Genomic DNA, 19,502 nt, shown 5'->3' with positions numbered 1-19,502 from the left:
AAAGCGATGAATTAAACCAGCACAATCAAGGTACATTCTACAGTGACGGCTTACCCCAATCATTGATAATCAAAAAGGAGCCTTCACCTCTACAGAAACGCTACCTAACCCTTCTACACTCGCCTCCATCACATCTCCAGCAATTACCGAGCCTACATTTTCAGGCGTACCAGTCATAATTAAATCCCCTGGATGCAGCTCAAAGGCTTCTGACAACTTACAGATTACCTCTTCAACGGACCAAGTAAGATTTGCAATATGACTTGATTGCTTGACTTCCCCATTCACTTTTAGAGCAATTTGGCTGTGAGAAACGGCATCAGCAGCTAAATCTTGTTTGAGAAAAATTGGACTAATAGGCGCAGACTGAGAAAAAGATTTACCAATTTCCCAAGGTCGACCTTTCTTTTTCGCCTGGGATTGTAGATCCCGCCTAGTCATATCTAATCCAACGGCATACCCCAAAACAGCATCGCTTGCTTGCTCCATCGTCAGATTAGAGCCGCCTTTTCCCAAAGCCACCACCAACTCTACTTCATATTCAAGTTGAGAGGTCATCGACGGATAAGTAATGGTATTTACCTCATCAAAGAAAACAGGGACCACACAGGAGGCATCCTTACAAAAGAAAAATGGTGGATCACGATCTGGATCGTCCCCCATCTCCCTCGAATGCTCTGCATAATTTCGCCCAACACAATAAATACGAGCAACAGGATAGCGCTGATCACGCCCCTTAATGGGCAAAGATACTCTCGGTGATTTTTCTATTATATAGTTCATTGGAAACTCTTACTCAAAGAATAATTTTCTGCAAAGCAGCCACTAAAAATGTCCCGTTTTAAGCCAAAAAAAACAGGATGATTGAACAAACCACTTACTCAAGTCAAAATCCGGCAACCTTAGCCACATGCCAGACCTCAAGGACAAACCATCATATTCGGCTTGCCCTTCTAAAACAAACAGTTCAGCAGAAGCAGCAGGGGCAACCGATTTCAAGAGTGTTGAAACATTATCCTCTCGAATCAGATAAACACGCTCTGTGCCATACTCATATAGTTTTACACTGGTTGGCTCAGCCTCATCCCAAATAAAAGAGGCATCAATAGACACATTATTTAGGTCGAACGGAGCGAATTGATGGAGCTTGACTAATAGCAAGCAACCCTGTTTGCTATAGGGAGCATGACTTGAACCGGGGGGATTACGAAAATAACTTCCTTTATGATAATCCCCCGACTCATCAGAAAAGACGCCATCCAAAACCAATATCTCCTCACCTAATGGATGAGGGTGAGGACGAAAAATGGATCCTGGAGAATAACAGACAAGGCTCGTCGCATGACCTCTTTCCGCCTCCTCTCTCGCCAAAGGTTTTCTAACTACCCCAGAAAGAGGACTACTCACCCACTCAGTCGCGTTTGTATCGACATAGACTAATCGAGAGAAATCCATGTTAAGCATCGGCATCACCAAGTGTCAGTAAACCTTCAGTTTACCGTTTTGTTCAAATAACAATCAAGAAAAAGCGGCAATCCTATGCCCATATCACGTCATTTTCATTACCTGCCAATAAAACCGGCCTACAGCAAGAGAATACTTAAGAGAAGACAATAAGTTAGTAGGTTTAGGGAGTGTAAAAGAATGGCACAAGCCTTGCTTAGAAAAATATAATCCACCTTAAAAAGAGTTAAATAAGATGAATCAAACGAAAAGCACTATGGTGTGTAATGCAGACCATCGCCACAAAAAAAGCACCACTCCTTGCGTCAAAACATTATTCGAGACAGAACAAAGCCATTACTCCAAAAAGCTAGAAGATGCTCTGCCCTCAGAGAGTGAAGTACAGTATTTAATGGCACAAATCACAGAGAAGACGGACAGAAACGCTTTTCTAGATGACACCTGCTTTTATAATGAATTAAGAGATAGACTTTGCTATAACTTTCGAGAAGCTTTACTTAACTGGCTTGATAGCAGACCTAAGACAACGAATTGCACAAGACAGCATTTTATTAATCTAAACGGGAGAAGAATTGCGAAAAACACACTAGACAGCGTTAAAAATGAATACCAAGCATCAAGCCATGCAAGATATTATTGGGGAGAGAAGGTTGGCTATTTTTCTTAAACTAGATTAGACATAGCGTTAAAAAAGACATTCAATTTGATAGAAACAGACCACCTAAAAAAAGCGCCAGACCCAAAAAGGCCCAGCGCATAATACTACTCATTATCCATCTATAAGAATAATGTTGTTATACACCTTGTTTAACATAAGGCTCCAAAAAGAAGCCTTAGAGTAAACAAGATCAAAGCAGCCTAAAGAGTACTCTCTAGGCTAGACAACCTCTCTAATTAGAAGCTGTAAGTCACACCCATTGCGGTGGTTTTAGCTTCATTAACACCAACACGACCGATCTCAGTGTAAACATACATAGAAGAGTTGATGCTATAAGTCACACCAAATGCATATTCATTATAGGAATCACCAACGCCTTCGTATTTCACTCTATTTGCATTGTTTTTGCCCATGTTAACATTCTCGTAAGAAGCGTACATATCACCCATGCCATAGCCATAACGAGTTGCTAAACCAAAAGCTTTTTGACCCGCATCAGATGAATCTGCGTCAGTCGTTTTTTCATACTTAGCAGACACAGATAAATTTTCAAGCGGCATAACCGTTGCTGTTATACCCATAGTATCACCAAGAGCGTTTTTAGCACCTAGGATAGCTTTATTTTGGTTTGTTAGGCTGTCATACCCCACAGCAACCGTTACAAGGTCGTTAGAGTATTTAACAACACCTGTGTAGGTAGTATTGCTGTTAGACTCAATAGATTTTTTCCCACTACCATCATCTTCACCTAGGCCAGCAGATACCTGAACTTGGAAACCAGAGATTGTTGGTGAGAAGTAAGCAACGGTCTTACCTTTAGCAGACGTTTTGTTGTCCGTCATACCAATCCATTCTAATTGGTCAATTGGATCTTGGATAGCGTCGTTATAGATGCTGTCGTAAGAACCCACTTTCACGTTACCAAAACCACCTTTCACACCAACAAAAGCTTTATCCATGGTGATGTTAAGACCATTGTCAGTATCGTCATTACGAGTTGCTGGTATTTTGTATTTCACATAGAAATAAGCAGTGGTCGCATCGCTAATTTTAGACTCACCTTTAAAGCCAAAAGACGAACCGTTATCTTTGAAACCATTAGTTGAATTGATAGTCAAAGGCTTACCAACCTCAGCATAATCAGGATCTGTCGTAACATATGCGTATTGAATGTTACCAAAGAAGCCTACCGTCGTGTCTTCTGCAGCTTGAGCAGAAATAGAAGCAAAAGCAGCGCTAGAAACTGCAAGAGCGACAAGTGATTTTTTCATTCTCATTTTTCCCTTATAGATGATGTTATTGCGTTCATTATTATGAGCGCTTGATATGTGCAAGCAACAGTCAAACAATCTAAACATTCCTGGAAAATAGGCAACAATGATTTACCGATTTACACAATTTATCCTTATTTTAATTTTTTTGTTTACATCTTTTATTCATAAAAAAGTCATATTCAGGAAATGGTGAATAAAAGCACTACAAATCAAGTATTTAAATATCATAGTTTTTATCAATAAAGAAGTAACCAAGGAAAGAATCCGTTAAAGGGGAAAAGTAAGCTCGTTGATGAGTCAAAAAAGAAGGATAAAAAGAGAAATAATGAAGAAGTATAAGAAAATCAATAACATACAAACTCAATTGAAAATGAGGCTGAGCTTGATTTTTCACTCCGCCCCACCTTCTAGGTGTTACCACATGAGGTCATCTGGAATCTGAAAGTCTGCATAAGGATCTTCTTCATCCTCCACAGTCTCTATCCGATTGTTACAAACCAGAATACACTCAGCATCACGCTCACTAATCTTGACCGCCACTGGCTCGGGAATAAATTCATAAGCACCATCAAGAGCGACAATGGCCAAACGTCCTTTCGTTAGGTCATCATGCATACCTTGACTGATGTAGAGTTTCTTCACTTTTTTATGATCCGTAAAGTGATAAGCGATTTCACCATCTTGCTTATGGATGCGATTTTGCAAAATCATTTGGCGGATTTGCCCCTGAATAGCCTTTTGCTCCAATTCTCGCTGACGCTCTAAGTTTAGCGCTTTATCTTTCGCCGCCTTTTCTTCACGCTGCCTCTTGAGCTCGGCTTGGCGCTGGGCATCACCTTGATCAACCACCTTACCCTTTTTTACTTTTTGCTTATGCTGCAACTTCTCTGCTTTTAACTTATTTGCTTTCTTTTTATCGACCAGACCAGCGCCTAGCAGCTGCTCTTGTAATGACTTAGCCATACTCGCCCTCTCTAACACTCAATGAGACCATACAATAACACATGAATATGCCATCATTTGATGCATACATCGCAGCCTTCTAATGGTCAGCACACTTTTCATCAAGCACAAAAACAAAAAAAGCGACACGAGGTCGCTTTTTTGATTTTTTACTGAGAAAATCCCAGCAACGTTTCCTTATAAAGGAGTAACGTTTTGCGCTTCAGGGCCTTTTTTGCCTTGAGCTACTTGGAATTCAACTTTTTGGCCTTCAGCCAAAGTTTTGAAGCCAGAAGTGTTGATCGCAGAGAAGTGAACAAATACATCTGGACCTGAATCCTGAGTGATGAAACCGAAACCTTTAGTTTCGTTGAAGAACTTTACTGTACCAGTTACTACGTCAGACATGTCTTTTTATCCTGTAGGTAAGTTAATTTATCCGCTAACATGATGTTAGCTCTGTTGTGCTAAAAAAACTCGGTATTACTTATGACTTAACAGGATCGAACACACATGACGTAATATTCGCAACTCTGGACATAAATATTGCCAACTCTTTTAAACGAATTTGATTGTAGACCTGTAACGGCGATCAGGTCAATCATGTTTTCAACAATTTTTTCCAAATAAGGAGACTTAATAATTATTTTGAGACAAATCAACAGACTAGCAAATCGAAACTCGCAAAAAATATATTTTATCTCTAGGCTTAGCAGATAAAGTTTCCGGCTTAGACCATAAAATACATATACATCTTTCGTTAGGCTTGATGTTTTAACTTAATATGATGATTTAATTGGACGACCATAATGAAAATTGCCATTTTTTCCTGTAAACCTTATGACAGACGCACACTTGAACATTTTTCTCAAACATCAAAAGAACTTGAATTTAGTTTCTTTGAAAGCCGGCTTAGCCAAGAAACAATGACACTGGCAAACGGTTTTGACGCCATTTGTTGCTTTGTCAATGATGACGTAAACAACAACGTCATTCGCTACTTAGCCAAACAAAACATCAGCGCCATTGCGCTGCGCTGCGCTGGGTTCAATAATGTCGATTTATCCGCTGCAAAGACCGCTGGCATTAATGTTTACCACGTACCGGACTACAGCCCGACTTCCGTTGCAGAGCACGCGCTGGCTTTAATCATGACCCTAACCCGTAAAACCCACATAGCCTATCAGAGGGTCAAAGCAGGCAATTTTGCGCTGGAAGGGCTACTAGGCTTTAATTTACAAAGCAAAACCGTAGGCTGTATAGGCACAGGCCGTATTGGACAAGCGTTTTGCCGCATCATGAAGGGATTTGGTTGTGATGTGTTGTGTTACGACGTGTCTCCGAATGAAGCGTTAATTGACTTAGGCTGCCACTATACAGATTTAGAAACGCTTTATAAAAAAAGCGACATAATCAGTCTACATTGCCCATTGAACGCCTCAACTCACCACTTAATCAATGGAAAAAGCCTTAAGAAAATGAAAGACGGCGTGATGATCATCAACACAAGTCGAGGAGCTTTGGTTAACGCGCAAGAAGCCATCGATGCTTTATACACTGGAAAAATTGGCTATTTAGGCATGGACGTTTACGAACAAGAAAACAAGATATTTTTTGAAGATATGTCAACTCACATCATACAAGATAGTGTTTTTCAATTAATGCTCACCTTTCCAAATGTAGTTGTGACAGGTCATCAAGGCTTTTTCACTCAAGAGGCACTCGATCATATCGCTATAACCACCATAGACAACCTGAACAAACATCGAAAAGGTGAAGCCTGTCAGCGGCTATTGAACCCATAACACGGATGTCCATACAAAGTTCTGACCATTCGAATAAGGCACAACAAGGACCTACTATGCTAGGGGCCGATACAGTTTGTCAGAAAAATAAACAACGGCATCGGCAAAAACTACTACTCAAACAAAAGTCATTGCCGTTACAATACACCAATGAGAATAACACTTAGACAATTACAGATATTTGAGGCTGTGGTTCACACAGGCTCCGTCACAGCCGCAGCAGAAATGGTCTCTATTAGCCAACCTGCAGCCAGCCAAGCATTGCGAGAATTAGAGGCACTGCTAGGGCGCCCTCTTTTTCGCCGCCATGGTAAAAGATTGCAAATCACCCCTCAAGCAAGACTGCTACTACCCCAGGCACGCTCAGTCCTAAGTCAAATTGAACAAATTGAGAGTATGGGCAGTGATGATGAGCTAAGCGGCTCGCTTCATTTGGCCTCAAGTGTGAGTGTTGGAAATTACCTATTGCCAGAACAGATGGCCTCATTTAGGCGAAAATATCCTAACATTCGCTTCAATTTAGACATTGGTAATACCCAACATGTGATTCAACAATTACTCACAGGTAAAGCCGAGGTCGGCTTTATCGAGGGATATTGCCAGCATGCCGAGTTGACAACACAAATCTGGCGACGAGATGAATTGGTTGTTTTTGGCTCTTCACAAGAGGATAGAGCGGAAAACTTATCCTGGGAAGATCTCCAAGAGGCAGACTGGGTGATGCGAGAGGTCGGGTCAGGTACGCGCAACATTCTAGAACAAGCTATAGGCAAATCAACCACTCAGCTTAATGTTGTCTTATCACTCGCTCACATGGAAGCGGTTAAGCAAGCGGTGATCCATAAAATGGGGTTAGGCTGTCTTTCACGCATGGCCATCTCTCAAGAGCTCAACTCAGGCCTGATTCGTCTGTATAAAACGCCGCTTGAGTTGAATCGTAACTTACTGATTGTCATTCCGAAAAATACAACTCTCACCAAAAATGCCCAGGGGTTTGTAGATCAATGTTACGAAATGACGTCGGTTTAGCGCTCGTATCTAAACCTGCATTGCTAGCTTTTTATATTGAAACCATCTTATTAACGTGCAAACAACCAAATAAGAACAGCCCAGCCACAGTGGTACTACTTTAGCTCATCGTATTGCGGTAAATCATCATGAATGTCATACCATTCAGGTTTATTATTCACAAATAAATGGTATTCAGGCGAAATATTTGGCTCTTCATCCAACACCCCTAAAGATATTTCTATATGGTTTGGAAAGTCTTTGTGGTAGTAATAAATAGGGCTGCCACAGTCTTTACAAAAGCCTCGACGTCCGCGCTCGGATGACTCATAACGACGTATGCGCTTCTTACTGTTTCCCCAGTCAATGTCCTCTTTTAAACACGAACCATAAGCAGCCCCTCCGCCGCCATGAGTTTTTCGGCATTGTGAACAATGACAAATATTAGCACTGATAAAAGGGGAATTAATTGTAAACTCAACAGAACCACATAAGCAGGATGCTTTCATTTTTACCCCATGGTAGATACAGACAATTAAAGGAAAGGCTAGGCAATTGTGAGACGACACTCCATTCAAGGGCCCCAATTATGCCAGCCATTGACCTAAGCAACAATTCCTCAGCAGATTAATTCACGCTATCTCGTCTAATTTGTTGTACTTTATGAGCAAGCTAATACAATGGATTCACTAAATAGATGTAAACAGCGATAACTATCATAGCGATGAATATAAATAAAATAGACTTAAATCTGCTCATTTACCTCGATGTATTACTCAGAGAATGCAACGTAACACGCTCGGCCAGTAAGTTAAATATTACGCAACCTGCCATGAGTAATGGGCTAAAACGCCTAAGAGATTTATTAGGTGATCCATTACTTGTGCGCACCAGCGAAGGCATGAAACCGACTGAAAAAGCGTTACGCTTACAGCCCATTGTTCGCAAAGTACTGTTAGAACTGGAAGAGGCACTACAACCAGAAGCCGATTTCAACGAATCAACCAGTACCCGTGTATTTCGAATCATGGCCAGTGACTATGCCGCATCAACCGTCATTCCTCGCTTGTTGAACCGTCTTCGAGAAAAAGCCCCGGGCATTACATTGGACATTATGACCCCAAGTGATGTGACATTCCATGACGTGGAAGCAGGAAAGATAGACATGGCAATTAACCGCTTTGAAGAATTGCCACAATCCTTCCACGAAAAAAGCATTTGGATGGACGACTTCGTTTGCATGATGAGTGCTCATAATCCGGTCATTGAAAACTTTAACCTAGAAAGCTACCTTCAATCACAACATATTTGGGTCAGTAAAACAGGGTTTGGCGTGGGAGTAGGCATGGATCCAACTGACGTTCAAAAACTGGGATGGGTCGATGAAGCCCTCCAGCAACAGGATAGAAAGCGCAGTATTCGTGTTTTCACACGCAGCTATCACACCGCTATGCATCTTGCCCTTGAACAAGACCTCATTGCCACCCTACCAAGAAAAGTGGCTCTCATTCAACTTAACAACCCAGACCTAGTTATTATGGAACCGCCTTTTCCCATTGCACCAATTGAATTGAAGATGATTTGGAGCCCTTTATTGCACCACGATGCCAGCCACATTTGGTTTAGGCGACAAGTAATAGAATTAGCAGAAGAGCTCAAGAACCAAGGCAACGACAAGGCCTCTCAAAAAACCGATAGCCAATTTTAGCTACGCAACATTCACTCTATACAGGCCTTAACATGTTTCAGATATCTCATATCCACCATGTCGCCATTATTTGTTCAAATTATATGATCTCAAAGCATTTCTATAATCAAGTACTTGGCTTCTCCATTATCAAAGAAACCTATCGAGCAGAACGACAATCATACAAATTGGATTTAAAAATCAGTGAATACGAGCAAATTGAGCTTTTTTCTTTCCCCTCTCCACCTGAACGTCCTTCACGACCAGAAGCGCAAGGGTTAAGACATTTGGCTTTTGCTGTCACAAATTTAGATCAATGCGTTACCCATCTGCAAGCGCACAATATTCCAGTCGAAAGCATCCGTACAGACGAGCTAACAGGCAAACGCTTCACCTTTTTTGCCGACCCCGACAACTTACCACTAGAACTTTATGAGCAATAAACAAGGGATGTTACAAACCAAAAACGTCTGCTCACGGAAATGAGCAGACGTAATTTGTTTTCTTATATTCAACCAAACCGATTCAATATAAGAATCTAAAACAGCTATCTAAAAGCCATTATGGCTTTATCATTAGAGATTTTTGCTGCTTTCAGACAGGTAAGAAGCCACACCTTCTGGTGTATTGGTCATACCTTTGTCTCCTTTGTTCCAGCCAGCTGGGCAAACCTGACCGTTCTCTTCAAAGAATTGTAATGCATCCACAATACGAACCAACTCATCCATGTTACGGCCAATAGGCTCATCGTTTACGATCTGAGAACGCACAATGCCTTTTTGGTCGATAACAAAAGACGCACGCATCGCCACACCCGCAGGATAGTAAGAATCACCACCGTCAGACTCAATACCATAGGCTTGAGCAATCGCATGGTTCATATCCCCTGCAAGTGTGTACTCAACAGGGCCAATGCCGCCATCTTCGACTGGGGTATTACGCCAAGCGTTATGAGTAAAGTGAGAGTCGATAGACACACCAATCACTTCTACCCCCATCTCGCGGAATTTCTCCATACGATGAGACATAGCAATGATTTCAGATGGACAAACAAAAGTGAAATCCAGCGGATAGAAAAATACAATAGCGTATTTTCCCTTGATAGACTCAGCTAGATTGAAAGAGTCCACGATTTGACCATCAGCCAATACCGCTGGAGCTGTAAAGTCAGGTGCCTTTTTACCAACTAGAATAGACATAGTATAGAATCCCCTTATATACCGTCATTTAACATCAATAAAATCAGCCCACTCAAATAGCAGACTGATGGTTACTTACTCTTGCTCTTGTTCTTTCTCGTCGCCTACCGCCTCTTTAATCAAGGTCTGCAACTCACCAGTGGAAGCCATTTCTACGATGATATCGCACCCTCCCACAAGCTCACCTTTTACCCATAACTGCGGAAAAGTTGGCCAATTAGCATACTTAGGCAGTTCCGCACGGATATCCGGGTTTTCCAAAATATTCACAAATGCAAAACGCTCACCGCACGACATTAAGGCTTGAACAGCCTGAGAAGAAAATCCACACTGTGGTGCACGAGGATTTCCCTTCATATACAGCAGAACATCGTTATTTTCAATTTGCTCTTTGATAGTGTCGATTGTCGTACTCATAATAGTGTCCTCACTGAATTCTGCTAACTCACAAAAAATACACTCTATTCATTGTAAGAATCAAATAACTTGCTCCAGTTTATTGGGTCTATGTGACTGTTTACAACCCCATCCCCAACCTTTCCTTTGTTGTTTTCTGTGTCAATTATCCTTTACTCACCTACCTGAGTATATTAAATTGGCCGATTCCCCCTTTTAAAAATCAACGCTAAGGAGTTTCACGTGTCGCCAAGACATTTTCTTACTCTCAAAGATTTATCTTCTGAGGAGTTAAAACAGTTGCTATCTCGAGCCACAGAGCTTAAGAAAATCCATCGCGAAGGCACACTATACGAACCACTAAAAAATCGTGTGCTAGCCATGATTTTTGAAAAATCCTCAACCCGAACGAGAGTCTCCTTTGAATCTGGCATGGCACAGTTTGGTGGACACGCACTCTTTTTATCCTCAAGAGACACTCAATTGGGCCGAGGAGAACCGATTGAAGACAGTGCTCGTGTCATTTCCAGCATGGTAGATGTTGTCATGATTCGAACATTTGAACACAGCATTGTAGACACCTTTGCACAATATTCTTCAGTTCCTGTCATCAATGCTTTAACAGATGATTATCACCCCTGCCAATTACTGGCTGATATGCAAACCTATCAAGAACATCGTGGCTCCATCGAAGGGAAAAAAGTCGTTTGGGTCGGCGATGGTAATAATATGTGTAATTCATACATCAATGCGGCAGCATTATTAAACTTCACGCTCGTCGTCGCTTGCCCTAAAGGCTACGAGCCAAACCCATCACTTGTTGAAGAAAACAAAGACCGAGTCACCGTCGTCCACAGCGCCATAGACGCAGCAAAAGACGCCGATCTAATTGTGACGGATGTTTTTGCATCGATGGGTCAGGAAGATGAACAAGAGAAGCGTTTGAAGGACTTTGAAGGCTTTCAAGTAAATAAGGCGCTCATGGCACAAGCCCATCACGATGCTTTGTTCATGCACTGTTTACCAGCTCACCGCGGAGAAGAAGTCAGCACAGATGTAATGGATAATCCTGATTCCGTCGTCTGGGACGAAGCAGAAAACCGCTTACACGCACAAAAGGCACTACTTGAATTTTTGTTGTGCCGATAAGACAATGAATTAAACCCGTGATAACGCTTTTTCACGGGTTTTTTCTATTATAAATACTGAATAACTCTCACTTATAGTGAATTATTATGAGCATTATTGAAGTTAGGCACTTAAAAACACTGACCGCGCTACGAGAAACAGGCAGTTTAGTCGAGGCAGCAGAGCGCGTCCATTTGACCCAATCCGCTCTCTCACATCAATTAAAAGACCTAGAAGAAAAACTAGGCTGTGCACTTTTTATTCGTAAGACTAAGCCAGTTCGTTTCACCAGTGCTGGGCTGCGTTTATTGCAGCTTGCGGACGATGTTTTATTAGCTTTTCGCTCTGCTCAACGGGATATACAACGTTTTGCTGAAGGAGAAAGTGGTCGTTTACATATCGCTATCGAATGTCACAGCTGCTATGAATGGCTCATGCCCACTATTGACCACTTCCGTGAACATTGGCCAGATGTGGAACTTGATTTGTCCACCGCCTTTAGTTTTATGCCATTACCTGCATTGGCCCGTGGAGACCTTGACCTTGTCGTCACTTCAGATCCACAAGATCTGCCGAATATAGATTACATTCCACTCTTCCAGTACGAGTCTCAAGTCGCCTTATCACGACACCATCCTTTGGCCAAAAAAGAATTTCTAACACCAGAAGACTTTATTAAAGAGACCTTAATCACTTATCCTGTAGAGTCTGATCGTCTGGATATTTTTAAGCACTTTTTAAATCCAGCAGACATTTCCCCGGCAAAAATTCGCCACAGTGAATTAACACTCATGATGATGCAATTGGTTGCCAGTGGCAGAGGGGTTTGTTGTTTACCGAACTGGGCACTAACGGAATACACTAATCGTCAATATGTCATCACCAAATCACTTGGTGAAGAAGGCGTCTGGTGTAAATTATATTTGGCTATTAGAAGAGACCAACGTCAAAACGCTTATATGGAAGATTTAATCACAACGGCCAGTAAAACCTGCTTCAAAAACCTGAAAGGCATTCTGTCACCAGAGCTTTAAGGCCACCAATGCAAAACGAGCATTATAGTGTTATGAAAGGGATTTCTGATGCTGACTTTTCGACCAAATTAAACTGAATTTTGCACCACCAAACTGACTTTCATCGACCAACACTGCGCCACCGTGCCAAAAAGCAATACGCTGAACAATAGCCAAGCCTAACCCATAGCCTCCTGATGCACGTGTTCGACTATTATCTAAACGTTGAAATGGAATAAAGACCTTATCTCTGTCCTCTAAAGGGATTCCAGGGCCATCATCTTCAATATCTATTTGCCAGCGGTCATTATCTGAAGAGAAAGCAATACAGATTTGGCTTGTAGCGTATTTCGCCGCATTCAGGATTAAGTTCTGTAGCGCCCTATGCAAATGATGGGCGTCGGCAATGACCTCATCATCACTGGCAATACTCACATTAACCGTTAAATGCTGTAATAATGGGTCATTATGACGAATAATACCCTCAACTAGCTCTCGAATACCCGTTGAAGAAAAGTTTAGAGCTAGGGAGCCTTCTTCTAATTTTCCATAGGTTAATACTTCATCCACCAAAGTATTAAGCTCCTCAACATCATCTTCTAATGCCGTAATGGTATCAACAGCTGAGCCATCCACTTCATCTTTCACTACCTCAAGACCAAATCGAAGTCGCGCTATCGGCGTCCTAAGCTCGTGGGAGATAGCATTAATCATTTCTCTTTGAACCTTAAGCAGCCGTTGAATATGAGATGACATTGAGTCAAAAGAATAGGCCAATTCTTTCAAGGTACCACTGCTATCTGGAATGCCTTTTGGCAAACCAATTTGACCACGCGCAATTTGACGAGTGATGTTTTCAAAGGTTTTACGTTTTAAATCCAGCAACACAAGCTCACGCCAGATAAGCCCTATCATGACAGCAATACCAACCGCGACTATCGCCACTATCGCCACAGATAAAGACAGCATTTTTTCAGGTAGCAGAGAAAGGTAGTGAAGGTGATCAGAGTGAGTCCCACGCCATAAGAAGCCATATTCATTATGAATACCATGAACCAGCGAAATACCAGCAATGCCCGACAAATCAGCGTATTTAGAGCTAGGATACGAGGTAATGGAGATGCAAGACATGCTTTTAATCAACGCAATTTTCTCTTTATGAGGAAGAGAAGAAGACAAAAGGTCTTTTAAAAGGCTCTCAAATTGATAGACATTACCTTTCTTACTAGTGGCAATACCGGTTATTTCAGGGGAGTTTTTAGGGCCAAAAGAAACCTTATAATCCCCATTAGACAGCTGCACCCAATGCCTCTGAGGGATAAGCGACACCACCTCAGCCGCAGTTAAAATTTTCTTCGGTTTCTGCCAATCAAATTGAGATTCTGGTAGGGATGTCTTCACACCCGTGGCCAGCAATGCCACACTTAGCTCGGCGTCAAGACACAACAATTGCTCTATGCGAGCATTGTCAAAACGAGACTTAGTAAAGTCTACTGCCACATAGCAGCAGACTAGTATAATCAGACACCCAACAAACAGGTGAAGATATAAGCGCTTAATCTCCTCGCGCATAAAACGTTTAGACCTCTTTTACAAAGAGGTAGCCTTTACTGCGAATCGTTTTGATTCTACGAGGATGGATGGGGTCATCACCAATTTTAGAACGAATACGAGATATACGCACATCCACAGAGCGGTCTTGCCCATCGTATTCTATGCCTCGCAACTCTCCGAAGATCTCTTCTCGACTTAAAATTCGCCCTGCACTGCTTGCTAACAACCACAACAGATCAAACTCTGCACTGGTCAACTCAACCTCTTCACCTGATAACCAAGCTTCACGGCGAGAATTGTCCACCACAAGAGGCCCAAAAGTAAGCGTCTGTTCTTTTTTATCGGACGCTTCTGATGTCAAATCAACATCTTGTGTACTGCGACGTAACAGAGATTGAATTCGCGCCAATAAAACACGAGGTTTAGCAGGCTTAGACACATAATCATCTGCGCCGATTTCCAGTCCTAAAATTTGATCGACATCATCACTGCGAGCCGTCAGCATTAAAATAGGCCCTTTATAGTCATTACGTACACTGCGACATACCGTAAAGCCATCGGCCCCAGGCAGCATCAAATCCAGCACCACCAAAGAGGGCTGCTCCTCAACAATGCGTGAAATCGCCGCACGTCCATCTGCTTCAATATCAACAGAAAAACCGTTCTTTTCCAAATACTCTTTGGTTAAAGAGGCCAGTCTTTCGTCGTCTTCTACAATTAAAATTGTTTGATTATCTTCCACACTCATTTGCCGTCCTCATCCTTATACTTGATTTTTCGTTGTCACCGATATTATTGCTTAGCAAGAAACGCTCTGAGTTGTTTAATGCGTTCACGATTGACCCCCATGTCTGAATAGCCAACCCGAGAGGCTGAACGCACCTCAATTACTTTTTTAGACTTAGGTAAGTAAAACTCAACATCATCAATATAGCCAATCAAAGCACTTTTTACCTCAAGATGAACATAGCCAAGACGACTCGAGACAATGTCAGCATTTCCTTTTTTCAAAAAGTACGATTCAATAGCTAATTGAACATCTTTGCGATTCCCTGTGTAAGGTATGGGATCAGTGTAGTGGACTTTATCTGTTTTTTCCGCCTGACTCGATACACAATTTGGAGAAGTTGGGCATGACTTAAACAGTCCAGCCGTCATACCCAAATCATCAGGCATTCGGTTATTTAACTTCACATAGACAAAAAAACCTATCACCAAAGCAACGACGATTACTGCCATCCAACGAAACATGCTCTACTACTCCCAACTCACTTACTTTACGCCAAAATCAGGTTTGTAATCACCAAAGAGTTATCCAAACATCTGCTAACGAAAAGATCGCTTACCCGGTTTTTTGGGTTTGAATTCTGGCTTATCACTGCTTTGCCAATCAAATCCTTTCGGACGACGTGCACCACCCGCTGTCGTTTTATTTTGCTGGCGTTTAACTTCTTGCTTTTGCTGCTGTGTTTTTGGTTTACTAGTCACTTCAATATCAACCATGGCACACAAGGCATCGACCTCTGAGTCATCCATTTCCACCCAGCGTCCCACCTTCGCCTTCGATGGTAAGAAAACTGGCCCAAAACGAACCCGTTTCAAACGGTTCACTTTTACGCCTTGAGACTCCCACAAACGACGTACTTCACGGTTACGACCTTCCATTAAGCACACGTAAAACCAATGGTTAATGCCTTCACCACCACCATCAACAACATCGGTAAACTTAGCGAGCCCGTCATCTAACGTCACCCCCTTTTTCAATGCAGCAATGTTTTCTTCAGTGACATCCCCCATGACTCGGACTAAATACTCTCGATCAATTTCAGTCGAGGGATGCATTAGACGGTTTGCCAACTCACCATCAGTGGTAAACAAAAGAAGACCAGATGTATTGATGTCCAAACGACCGACGGCAATCCAGCGCTCGCCACGTAATTTAGGAAGCTTATCAAACACCGTGGGGCGGCCTTCTGGATCTTTACGCGTGCAGACTTCACCTTCTGGCTTGTTATAGATGATGACTCGACGCCCTTCACCCGCTTCTGTCACTTTAATCGGATAGCCATCCAATACAATGATATCAGTCAAACTGACACGGTCACCCAATGTCGCCACCGTACCATTAACCAGAACACGCCCTTCACGAATACGGTTTTCCATTTCACGACGCGAGCCTTGGCCCGCTCTCGCTAATACTTTTTGTAATTTCTCGTCCATTACGAACCTCTTAGAGGGAATGCTTCTCAGCAACCCATTATATAAAACGATGTAGCATAAATATGAGCTGCATTATAATCGTACATGGCATCGCATGACAGCGTCCTACTACACAATTTACTCAAAAACGGACGGATCACCCGCGCCAACACGCACCACTTCAATCTGCTCTGTGTCCATCATCACCACTGTTGTTGGCAACAAGCCACAAAATCCACCATCAATCACCAAGTCCAGCGCATGTTCTAAGCTGTCTCGAATATCATAGGGATCCGTCAATGGCTCTGTTTCACCGGGTAAAATCAACGACACACTCATGATGGGCTCGCCCAGCTCTGCCAATAAAGCAGACACTATTCGGCTGTCAGGCACACGAATACCAATGGTTTTTCGCTTAGGATGTAGTAGCCGCCTTGGCACCTCAGAAGTGGCTGGAAAAATGAAGGTATAAGGGCCTGGTGTATTGTTTTTTAATAAACGATACAAGTGATTATCAAAACGGGCGTAGGTGGATATCTCTGATAAGTCACTGCACACTAAGGTAAAATTATGCTTATCATCCAAACGTCGGATGGCTCGAATACGATCCAATGCCGATTTATCCCCTAACTGGCACCCAAGCGAATAACCACAATCCGTTGGGTAAGCAATGACACCGCCACTACGGATCACCTGAACAGCCTGCTTAACCAAGCGCGCCTGAGGGTTTTCTGGATGTATTTGAAAGAATTGACTCACTGCTTGCTCCACCGTTTAGCTCATCATTAACATTTTAGAGCGATAAATCACTGCTATACTCTAGAACCTAAATACCGACCCCAAAAGATCAATAAAAACACTCTTACATCAACTACATACTAGACTATAACACGTCGAAAACCCAATAGATCTGCTCTTCTAGGTTCATCACCAATGCTTATGGACTAAATCTATCCCCGCCTCATTCACCTGAGTAAACTTTCCTACTTGCGTCCAAGGACCAAACGGCCCATGAAAATCACTCCCCATCGATGCTTCAAGGGCGTATTCTTGGGACAAACGTTCCAAGAGGCGAACACTATCTGGTTTTTCATTGCCAGAGGCGACTTCCATGGCCGTTCCTCCCCATTTTTTAAAATCCGATAGCAAATATTTCAATTTTGTCACGGTCAGTGGATATCGTTTTGGATGCGCTAAAATCAGCGCCATATTTTGATCTCTCAAACAGGTTAATACGCTTTCCAAATCAGGCCAAACATCACGTAACTGCCCCAATCGTTTATTCCCTAGATATCGATCAAAGGCTTTATTCGCGTCTTTGACGATGCCCTTTTCAACCATCAAAGAAGCAAAGTGAGGACGACCTAGTTGGCTGATCCCTGCCAAGGCGACCGCATCATCAAACAAATCCGGCAAGCCTTGTTTTACCAATAAATCCGCGATGCGTCGCGCCCGCTGCAGGCGTATCGTTTGATTGGACTGAACAATCGCTAATAACGCGGGATTATCTGGCTCAAAATTCAGCGCGACCATATGCAACGGAATGCCTTTCCACTGAGTGGACAATTCGACGCCATTAATAAAACTCAACGGCTGCTGCTCAGCTTGCTGGCGTGCTTCTGACAAACCGTCTAACGTATCGTGGTCGGTCAAGGCAAATAAGGACACTCCTTGCTCAACAGCAAGATCCACCAGCTCTGTTGGCGATAAACGCCCATCGGAACAAATAGAGTGTGTATGAAGATCAACTTTACGATAGCTAGCAGCTTCTGGCATAGATAGACTGTTCTTTAATGATAATGATGGTTATTATAAGTCCAGCATACATAAATTGGTTTTTATATGAAATTACTATTCGACTTTCTTCCTATCGTAGTGTTCTTTGTTGTCTACAAAATGACTGGGAACATTATTTTAGCCACCGCCATATTGATTCCAGCGAGCATACTGCAAGTTGGCTACAACTGGTTCCGCCATAAAACAGTAGAAAAAATGCACTTGGTTTCTTTAGCTCTGGTGATTCTACTTGGCGGCGCCACTGTACTGTTTAACAACAGTGAGTTTATTAAGTGGAAGCCCACTGTTGTGAATTGGTTATTCGCCTTGGCATTTTTAGGCAGTCAATTCATTGGTGATAAAAACATCATCCAACGTATTATGGGCGATAAAATTGACCTTCCTTTCAAAGTCTGGCGCACCTTAAACCTAGCATGGGTCGGCTTTTTCATCCTGTCCGGTGCGGTGAATATTTATGTGGCCTTCTCATTCAGTGAGGATATCTGGGTCGATTTTAAATTATTTGGCCTACTCGGTATGACGGTGGTCTTTATTATCTTACAAGGCATCTACCTTTCTTCTCATATGCAAAATAAGGAATAACCATGCTCTACTCCATTATTAGCGACGACGTCGAAAACAGTTTACCAGCACGTCAGCAAGCTCGCCCTGCTCATTTAGAGCGTTTGCAAGTATTACAAAATGCAGGACGTCTTGTTCTAGCTGGCCCCAGCCCAGCCATCGATTCCGATAACCCAGGTGACGCGGGCTTTACAGGAAGCGTGGTGGTAGCAGAATTTCCCAGCCTAGAAGAAGCACAAAAATGGGCCGATGCAGACCCTTATGTCGCCGCTGGCGTGTATCAGCGTGTCGTGGTAAAACCATTTAAACAGGTTTTTCCTAACTAGGTACTGCTGCTTTACTTGCCATGCTTAGCAACAAAAAAACGCGCTTAACGTCTACATAAGATATGAGAACATAAGCGCGTTTTTTATTGGCGTATTATCAGCGCCTTAACTTGAGGTTTTTACATCTGAATGCCCCAAGTTTCGTTCTGGATCAATCACATCTCGCATTCTCTGTTTTAGCACTTTCGCTTCCGGAAACCCGCCTTCCGTTTTACGACACCAAATTTCTTCACCATTCACTCGCACTTTGAAGATACCGCCCTGCGAAGGAATCAGTGTGACGCTTTTAATGTCATCGTCAAATGTGGTCAATAGCTCCTGAGATAGCCAGGCTGCCCGCAACATCCAACGGCATAAGGTACAATATTCAATTTCAACAATGGCTGTTCGCATGCCATTTCTCCTGTAAAATACCCATTTTGAAACATACTGACAGTTTGACCAAACCGCTTGGCGTACGTTTATGCTCCCCATATTATGGGATTATTCAC

At 42.5% G+C, this 19,502-nt stretch carries 24 protein-coding genes; 9 read left to right on the top strand and 15 right to left on the bottom strand.

Annotation, left to right across the window (positions count from 1 at the left end; genetic code table 11):
- Window positions 1–69: 69 nt before the first annotated feature.
- Both AC0VYG_RS05520 and AC0VYG_RS05515 read right to left on the bottom strand, forming a co-directional pair.
- Window positions 70–783, bottom strand: coding sequence for a fumarylacetoacetate hydrolase family protein (locus tag AC0VYG_RS05520; RefSeq protein WP_475431328.1), 714 nt, complete (start codon window positions 781–783; stop codon window positions 70–72).
- Window positions 784–825: 42 nt separating this feature from the next.
- Window positions 826–1,464, bottom strand: a complete 639-nt coding sequence (locus AC0VYG_RS05515; protein WP_475431327.1) for a cupin domain-containing protein — start codon at window positions 1,462–1,464, stop codon at window positions 826–828.
- 235 nt (window positions 1,465–1,699) lie between these two features.
- Here AC0VYG_RS05515 and AC0VYG_RS05510 point away from each other — a divergent pair, with 235 nt between their 5' ends.
- Window positions 1,700–2,131 (top strand): hypothetical protein, encoded by a 432-nt coding sequence (locus tag AC0VYG_RS05510; protein ID WP_475431326.1) that lies wholly within the window; start codon window positions 1,700–1,702, stop codon window positions 2,129–2,131.
- A 227-nt stretch (window positions 2,132–2,358) separates the two neighbouring features.
- Here AC0VYG_RS05510 and AC0VYG_RS05505 read toward each other — a convergent pair whose 3' ends face one another.
- The 3 genes from AC0VYG_RS05505 to AC0VYG_RS05495 form a co-directional block, all read right to left on the bottom strand.
- Window positions 2,359–3,393, bottom strand: coding sequence for a porin (locus tag AC0VYG_RS05505; RefSeq protein WP_475431325.1), 1,035 nt, complete (start codon window positions 3,391–3,393; stop codon window positions 2,359–2,361).
- A 417-nt stretch (window positions 3,394–3,810) separates the two neighbouring features.
- Window positions 3,811–4,359, bottom strand: a complete 549-nt coding sequence (locus AC0VYG_RS05500; protein ID WP_475431324.1) for a DUF2058 domain-containing protein — start codon at window positions 4,357–4,359, stop codon at window positions 3,811–3,813.
- Window positions 4,360–4,536: 177 nt separating this feature from the next.
- The gene (locus AC0VYG_RS05495) at window positions 4,537–4,746 is read right to left on the bottom strand and encodes a cold-shock protein (protein WP_024024079.1); all 210 of its coding nucleotides are present in this window, start codon (window positions 4,744–4,746) and stop codon (window positions 4,537–4,539) included.
- Window positions 4,747–5,147: 401 nt separating this feature from the next.
- On the opposite strand from AC0VYG_RS05495, the gene AC0VYG_RS05490 reads away from it, so the two are divergent.
- Together AC0VYG_RS05490 and AC0VYG_RS05485 are read left to right on the top strand one after the other, a co-directional pair.
- Window positions 5,148–6,143 carry a 2-hydroxyacid dehydrogenase gene (locus AC0VYG_RS05490; RefSeq protein ID WP_475431323.1) on the top strand — a complete coding sequence of 332 codons (996 nt, stop codon included), beginning with the start codon at window positions 5,148–5,150 and terminating at the stop codon, window positions 6,141–6,143.
- 150 nt (window positions 6,144–6,293) lie between these two features.
- Window positions 6,294–7,172: a LysR substrate-binding domain-containing protein gene (locus tag AC0VYG_RS05485; RefSeq protein WP_475431322.1), complete on the top strand. Its 879-nt coding sequence runs from the start codon at window positions 6,294–6,296 to the stop codon at window positions 7,170–7,172.
- A gap of 95 nt (window positions 7,173–7,267) precedes the next feature.
- On the opposite strand, the gene AC0VYG_RS05480 is transcribed toward AC0VYG_RS05485, so the two are convergent.
- Window positions 7,268–7,660 carry a GFA family protein gene (locus tag AC0VYG_RS05480; RefSeq protein WP_475431321.1) on the bottom strand — a complete coding sequence of 131 codons (393 nt, stop codon included), beginning with the start codon at window positions 7,658–7,660 and terminating at the stop codon, window positions 7,268–7,270.
- A 215-nt stretch (window positions 7,661–7,875) separates the two neighbouring features.
- Between AC0VYG_RS05480 and AC0VYG_RS05475 the strand changes: the two genes are divergently transcribed.
- Complete coding sequence (locus AC0VYG_RS05475) at window positions 7,876–8,859, top strand: LysR family transcriptional regulator (protein WP_475431320.1); 984 nt, start codon at window positions 7,876–7,878, stop codon at window positions 8,857–8,859.
- Window positions 8,860–8,891: 32 nt separating this feature from the next.
- Window positions 8,892–9,281 carry an SMU1112c/YaeR family gloxylase I-like metalloprotein gene (gene gloA2, locus AC0VYG_RS05470; protein WP_475431319.1) on the top strand — a complete coding sequence of 130 codons (390 nt, stop codon included), beginning with the start codon at window positions 8,892–8,894 and terminating at the stop codon, window positions 9,279–9,281.
- A 132-nt stretch (window positions 9,282–9,413) separates the two neighbouring features.
- On the opposite strand, the gene AC0VYG_RS05465 is transcribed toward gloA2, so the two are convergent.
- The gene (locus AC0VYG_RS05465; protein WP_475431318.1) at window positions 9,414–10,037 is read right to left on the bottom strand and encodes a peroxiredoxin; all 624 of its coding nucleotides are present in this window, start codon (window positions 10,035–10,037) and stop codon (window positions 9,414–9,416) included.
- Between the two features lie 75 nt (window positions 10,038–10,112).
- On the bottom strand, window positions 10,113–10,454 hold the full coding sequence (gene grxD / locus AC0VYG_RS05460) for a Grx4 family monothiol glutaredoxin (RefSeq protein ID WP_199476961.1): 342 nt from the start codon (window positions 10,452–10,454) through the stop codon (window positions 10,113–10,115).
- 222 nt (window positions 10,455–10,676) lie between these two features.
- On the opposite strand from grxD, the gene argF reads away from it, so the two are divergent.
- Both argF and AC0VYG_RS05450 read left to right on the top strand, forming a co-directional pair.
- On the top strand, window positions 10,677–11,582 hold the full coding sequence (gene argF, locus AC0VYG_RS05455) for an ornithine carbamoyltransferase (RefSeq protein ID WP_475431317.1): 906 nt from the start codon (window positions 10,677–10,679) through the stop codon (window positions 11,580–11,582).
- An 86-nt stretch (window positions 11,583–11,668) separates the two neighbouring features.
- A complete protein-coding gene (locus AC0VYG_RS05450) occupies window positions 11,669–12,595 on the top strand; it encodes a LysR family transcriptional regulator (RefSeq protein ID WP_475431316.1) in 927 nt (308 codons plus the stop codon).
- Between the two features lie 30 nt (window positions 12,596–12,625).
- On the opposite strand, the gene AC0VYG_RS05445 is transcribed toward AC0VYG_RS05450, so the two are convergent.
- From AC0VYG_RS05445 to AC0VYG_RS05420, 6 genes are all read right to left on the bottom strand, one after another.
- Window positions 12,626–14,146, bottom strand: a complete 1,521-nt coding sequence (locus AC0VYG_RS05445; RefSeq protein WP_475431315.1) for an ATP-binding protein — start codon at window positions 14,144–14,146, stop codon at window positions 12,626–12,628.
- Between the two features lie 7 nt (window positions 14,147–14,153).
- Window positions 14,154–14,876, bottom strand: a complete 723-nt coding sequence (locus tag AC0VYG_RS05440; RefSeq protein WP_475431314.1) for a response regulator — start codon at window positions 14,874–14,876, stop codon at window positions 14,154–14,156.
- Window positions 14,877–14,920: 44 nt separating this feature from the next.
- Window positions 14,921–15,379, bottom strand: a complete 459-nt coding sequence (locus AC0VYG_RS05435; protein WP_475431313.1) for a DUF1499 domain-containing protein — start codon at window positions 15,377–15,379, stop codon at window positions 14,921–14,923.
- A gap of 75 nt (window positions 15,380–15,454) precedes the next feature.
- The gene (gene rluB / locus AC0VYG_RS05430) at window positions 15,455–16,348 is read right to left on the bottom strand and encodes a 23S rRNA pseudouridine(2605) synthase RluB (RefSeq protein WP_475431312.1); all 894 of its coding nucleotides are present in this window, start codon (window positions 16,346–16,348) and stop codon (window positions 15,455–15,457) included.
- Window positions 16,349–16,465: 117 nt separating this feature from the next.
- The gene (locus tag AC0VYG_RS05425) at window positions 16,466–17,086 is read right to left on the bottom strand and encodes an L-threonylcarbamoyladenylate synthase (RefSeq protein WP_475431311.1); all 621 of its coding nucleotides are present in this window, start codon (window positions 17,084–17,086) and stop codon (window positions 16,466–16,468) included.
- A gap of 168 nt (window positions 17,087–17,254) precedes the next feature.
- Complete coding sequence (locus AC0VYG_RS05420) at window positions 17,255–18,103, bottom strand: PHP domain-containing protein (protein WP_475431310.1); 849 nt, start codon at window positions 18,101–18,103, stop codon at window positions 17,255–17,257.
- A gap of 66 nt (window positions 18,104–18,169) precedes the next feature.
- Here AC0VYG_RS05420 and AC0VYG_RS05415 point away from each other — a divergent pair, with 66 nt between their 5' ends.
- Both AC0VYG_RS05415 and AC0VYG_RS05410 read left to right on the top strand, forming a co-directional pair.
- Window positions 18,170–18,706: a septation protein A gene (locus AC0VYG_RS05415; protein ID WP_067017006.1), complete on the top strand. Its 537-nt coding sequence runs from the start codon at window positions 18,170–18,172 to the stop codon at window positions 18,704–18,706.
- 2 nt (window positions 18,707–18,708) lie between these two features.
- The gene (locus AC0VYG_RS05410) at window positions 18,709–19,011 is read left to right on the top strand and encodes a YciI family protein (RefSeq protein WP_199476952.1); all 303 of its coding nucleotides are present in this window, start codon (window positions 18,709–18,711) and stop codon (window positions 19,009–19,011) included.
- 105 nt (window positions 19,012–19,116) lie between these two features.
- Here the strand turns inward: AC0VYG_RS05410 and AC0VYG_RS05405 are convergent, their stop codons facing one another.
- A complete protein-coding gene (locus AC0VYG_RS05405) occupies window positions 19,117–19,404 on the bottom strand; it encodes an Rdx family protein (protein ID WP_067341114.1) in 288 nt (95 codons plus the stop codon).
- Between the last annotated feature and the right edge of the window lie 98 nt (window positions 19,405–19,502).

The sequence above is a fragment of the Marinomonas sp. 63XJN7_7_ISO-PGPR-S23-202 genome (assembly GCF_056173505.1).
Note: the sequence above shows the minus strand (reverse complement) of the source record. Positions and strands in the feature narration are given on the sequence as shown.

What these genes read in the sequence shown, in the direction of transcription:
- AC0VYG_RS05435 (WP_475431313.1), bottom strand. Translation starts at nt 15,379, where the DNA reads ATGTTTCGTTGGATGGCAGTAATCGTCGTTGCTTTGGTGATAGGTTTT.
- AC0VYG_RS05515 (WP_475431327.1), bottom strand. Translation starts at nt 1,464, where the DNA reads ATGCTTAACATGGATTTCTCTCGATTAGTCTATGTCGATACAAACGCG.
- AC0VYG_RS05500 (WP_475431324.1), bottom strand. Translation starts at nt 4,359, where the DNA reads ATGGCTAAGTCATTACAAGAGCAGCTGCTAGGCGCTGGTCTGGTCGAT.
- AC0VYG_RS05445 (WP_475431315.1), bottom strand. Translation starts at nt 14,146, where the DNA reads ATGCGCGAGGAGATTAAGCGCTTATATCTTCACCTGTTTGTTGGGTGT.
- rluB (WP_475431312.1), bottom strand. Translation starts at nt 16,348, where the DNA reads ATGGACGAGAAATTACAAAAAGTATTAGCGAGAGCGGGCCAAGGCTCG.
- AC0VYG_RS05495 (WP_024024079.1), bottom strand. Translation starts at nt 4,746, where the DNA reads ATGTCTGACGTAGTAACTGGTACAGTAAAGTTCTTCAACGAAACTAAA.
- AC0VYG_RS05520 (WP_475431328.1), bottom strand. Translation starts at nt 783, where the DNA reads ATGAACTATATAATAGAAAAATCACCGAGAGTATCTTTGCCCATTAAG.
- AC0VYG_RS05450 (WP_475431316.1), top strand. Translation starts at nt 11,669, where the DNA reads ATGAGCATTATTGAAGTTAGGCACTTAAAAACACTGACCGCGCTACGA.
- grxD (WP_199476961.1), bottom strand. Translation starts at nt 10,454, where the DNA reads ATGAGTACGACAATCGACACTATCAAAGAGCAAATTGAAAATAACGAT.
- AC0VYG_RS05440 (WP_475431314.1), bottom strand. Translation starts at nt 14,876, where the DNA reads ATGAGTGTGGAAGATAATCAAACAATTTTAATTGTAGAAGACGACGAA.
- AC0VYG_RS05465 (WP_475431318.1), bottom strand. Translation starts at nt 10,037, where the DNA reads ATGTCTATTCTAGTTGGTAAAAAGGCACCTGACTTTACAGCTCCAGCG.
- gloA2 (WP_475431319.1), top strand. Translation starts at nt 8,892, where the DNA reads ATGTTTCAGATATCTCATATCCACCATGTCGCCATTATTTGTTCAAAT.
- AC0VYG_RS05475 (WP_475431320.1), top strand. Translation starts at nt 7,876, where the DNA reads ATGAATATAAATAAAATAGACTTAAATCTGCTCATTTACCTCGATGTA.
- AC0VYG_RS05490 (WP_475431323.1), top strand. Translation starts at nt 5,148, where the DNA reads ATGAAAATTGCCATTTTTTCCTGTAAACCTTATGACAGACGCACACTT.
- AC0VYG_RS05405 (WP_067341114.1), bottom strand. Translation starts at nt 19,404, where the DNA reads ATGCGAACAGCCATTGTTGAAATTGAATATTGTACCTTATGCCGTTGG.
- AC0VYG_RS05510 (WP_475431326.1), top strand. Translation starts at nt 1,700, where the DNA reads ATGAATCAAACGAAAAGCACTATGGTGTGTAATGCAGACCATCGCCAC.
- AC0VYG_RS05420 (WP_475431310.1), bottom strand. Translation starts at nt 18,103, where the DNA reads ATGCCAGAAGCTGCTAGCTATCGTAAAGTTGATCTTCATACACACTCT.
- AC0VYG_RS05505 (WP_475431325.1), bottom strand. Translation starts at nt 3,393, where the DNA reads ATGAAAAAATCACTTGTCGCTCTTGCAGTTTCTAGCGCTGCTTTTGCT.
- AC0VYG_RS05480 (WP_475431321.1), bottom strand. Translation starts at nt 7,660, where the DNA reads ATGAAAGCATCCTGCTTATGTGGTTCTGTTGAGTTTACAATTAATTCC.
- AC0VYG_RS05485 (WP_475431322.1), top strand. Translation starts at nt 6,294, where the DNA reads ATGAGAATAACACTTAGACAATTACAGATATTTGAGGCTGTGGTTCAC.
- AC0VYG_RS05415 (WP_067017006.1), top strand. Translation starts at nt 18,170, where the DNA reads ATGAAATTACTATTCGACTTTCTTCCTATCGTAGTGTTCTTTGTTGTC.
- AC0VYG_RS05410 (WP_199476952.1), top strand. Translation starts at nt 18,709, where the DNA reads ATGCTCTACTCCATTATTAGCGACGACGTCGAAAACAGTTTACCAGCA.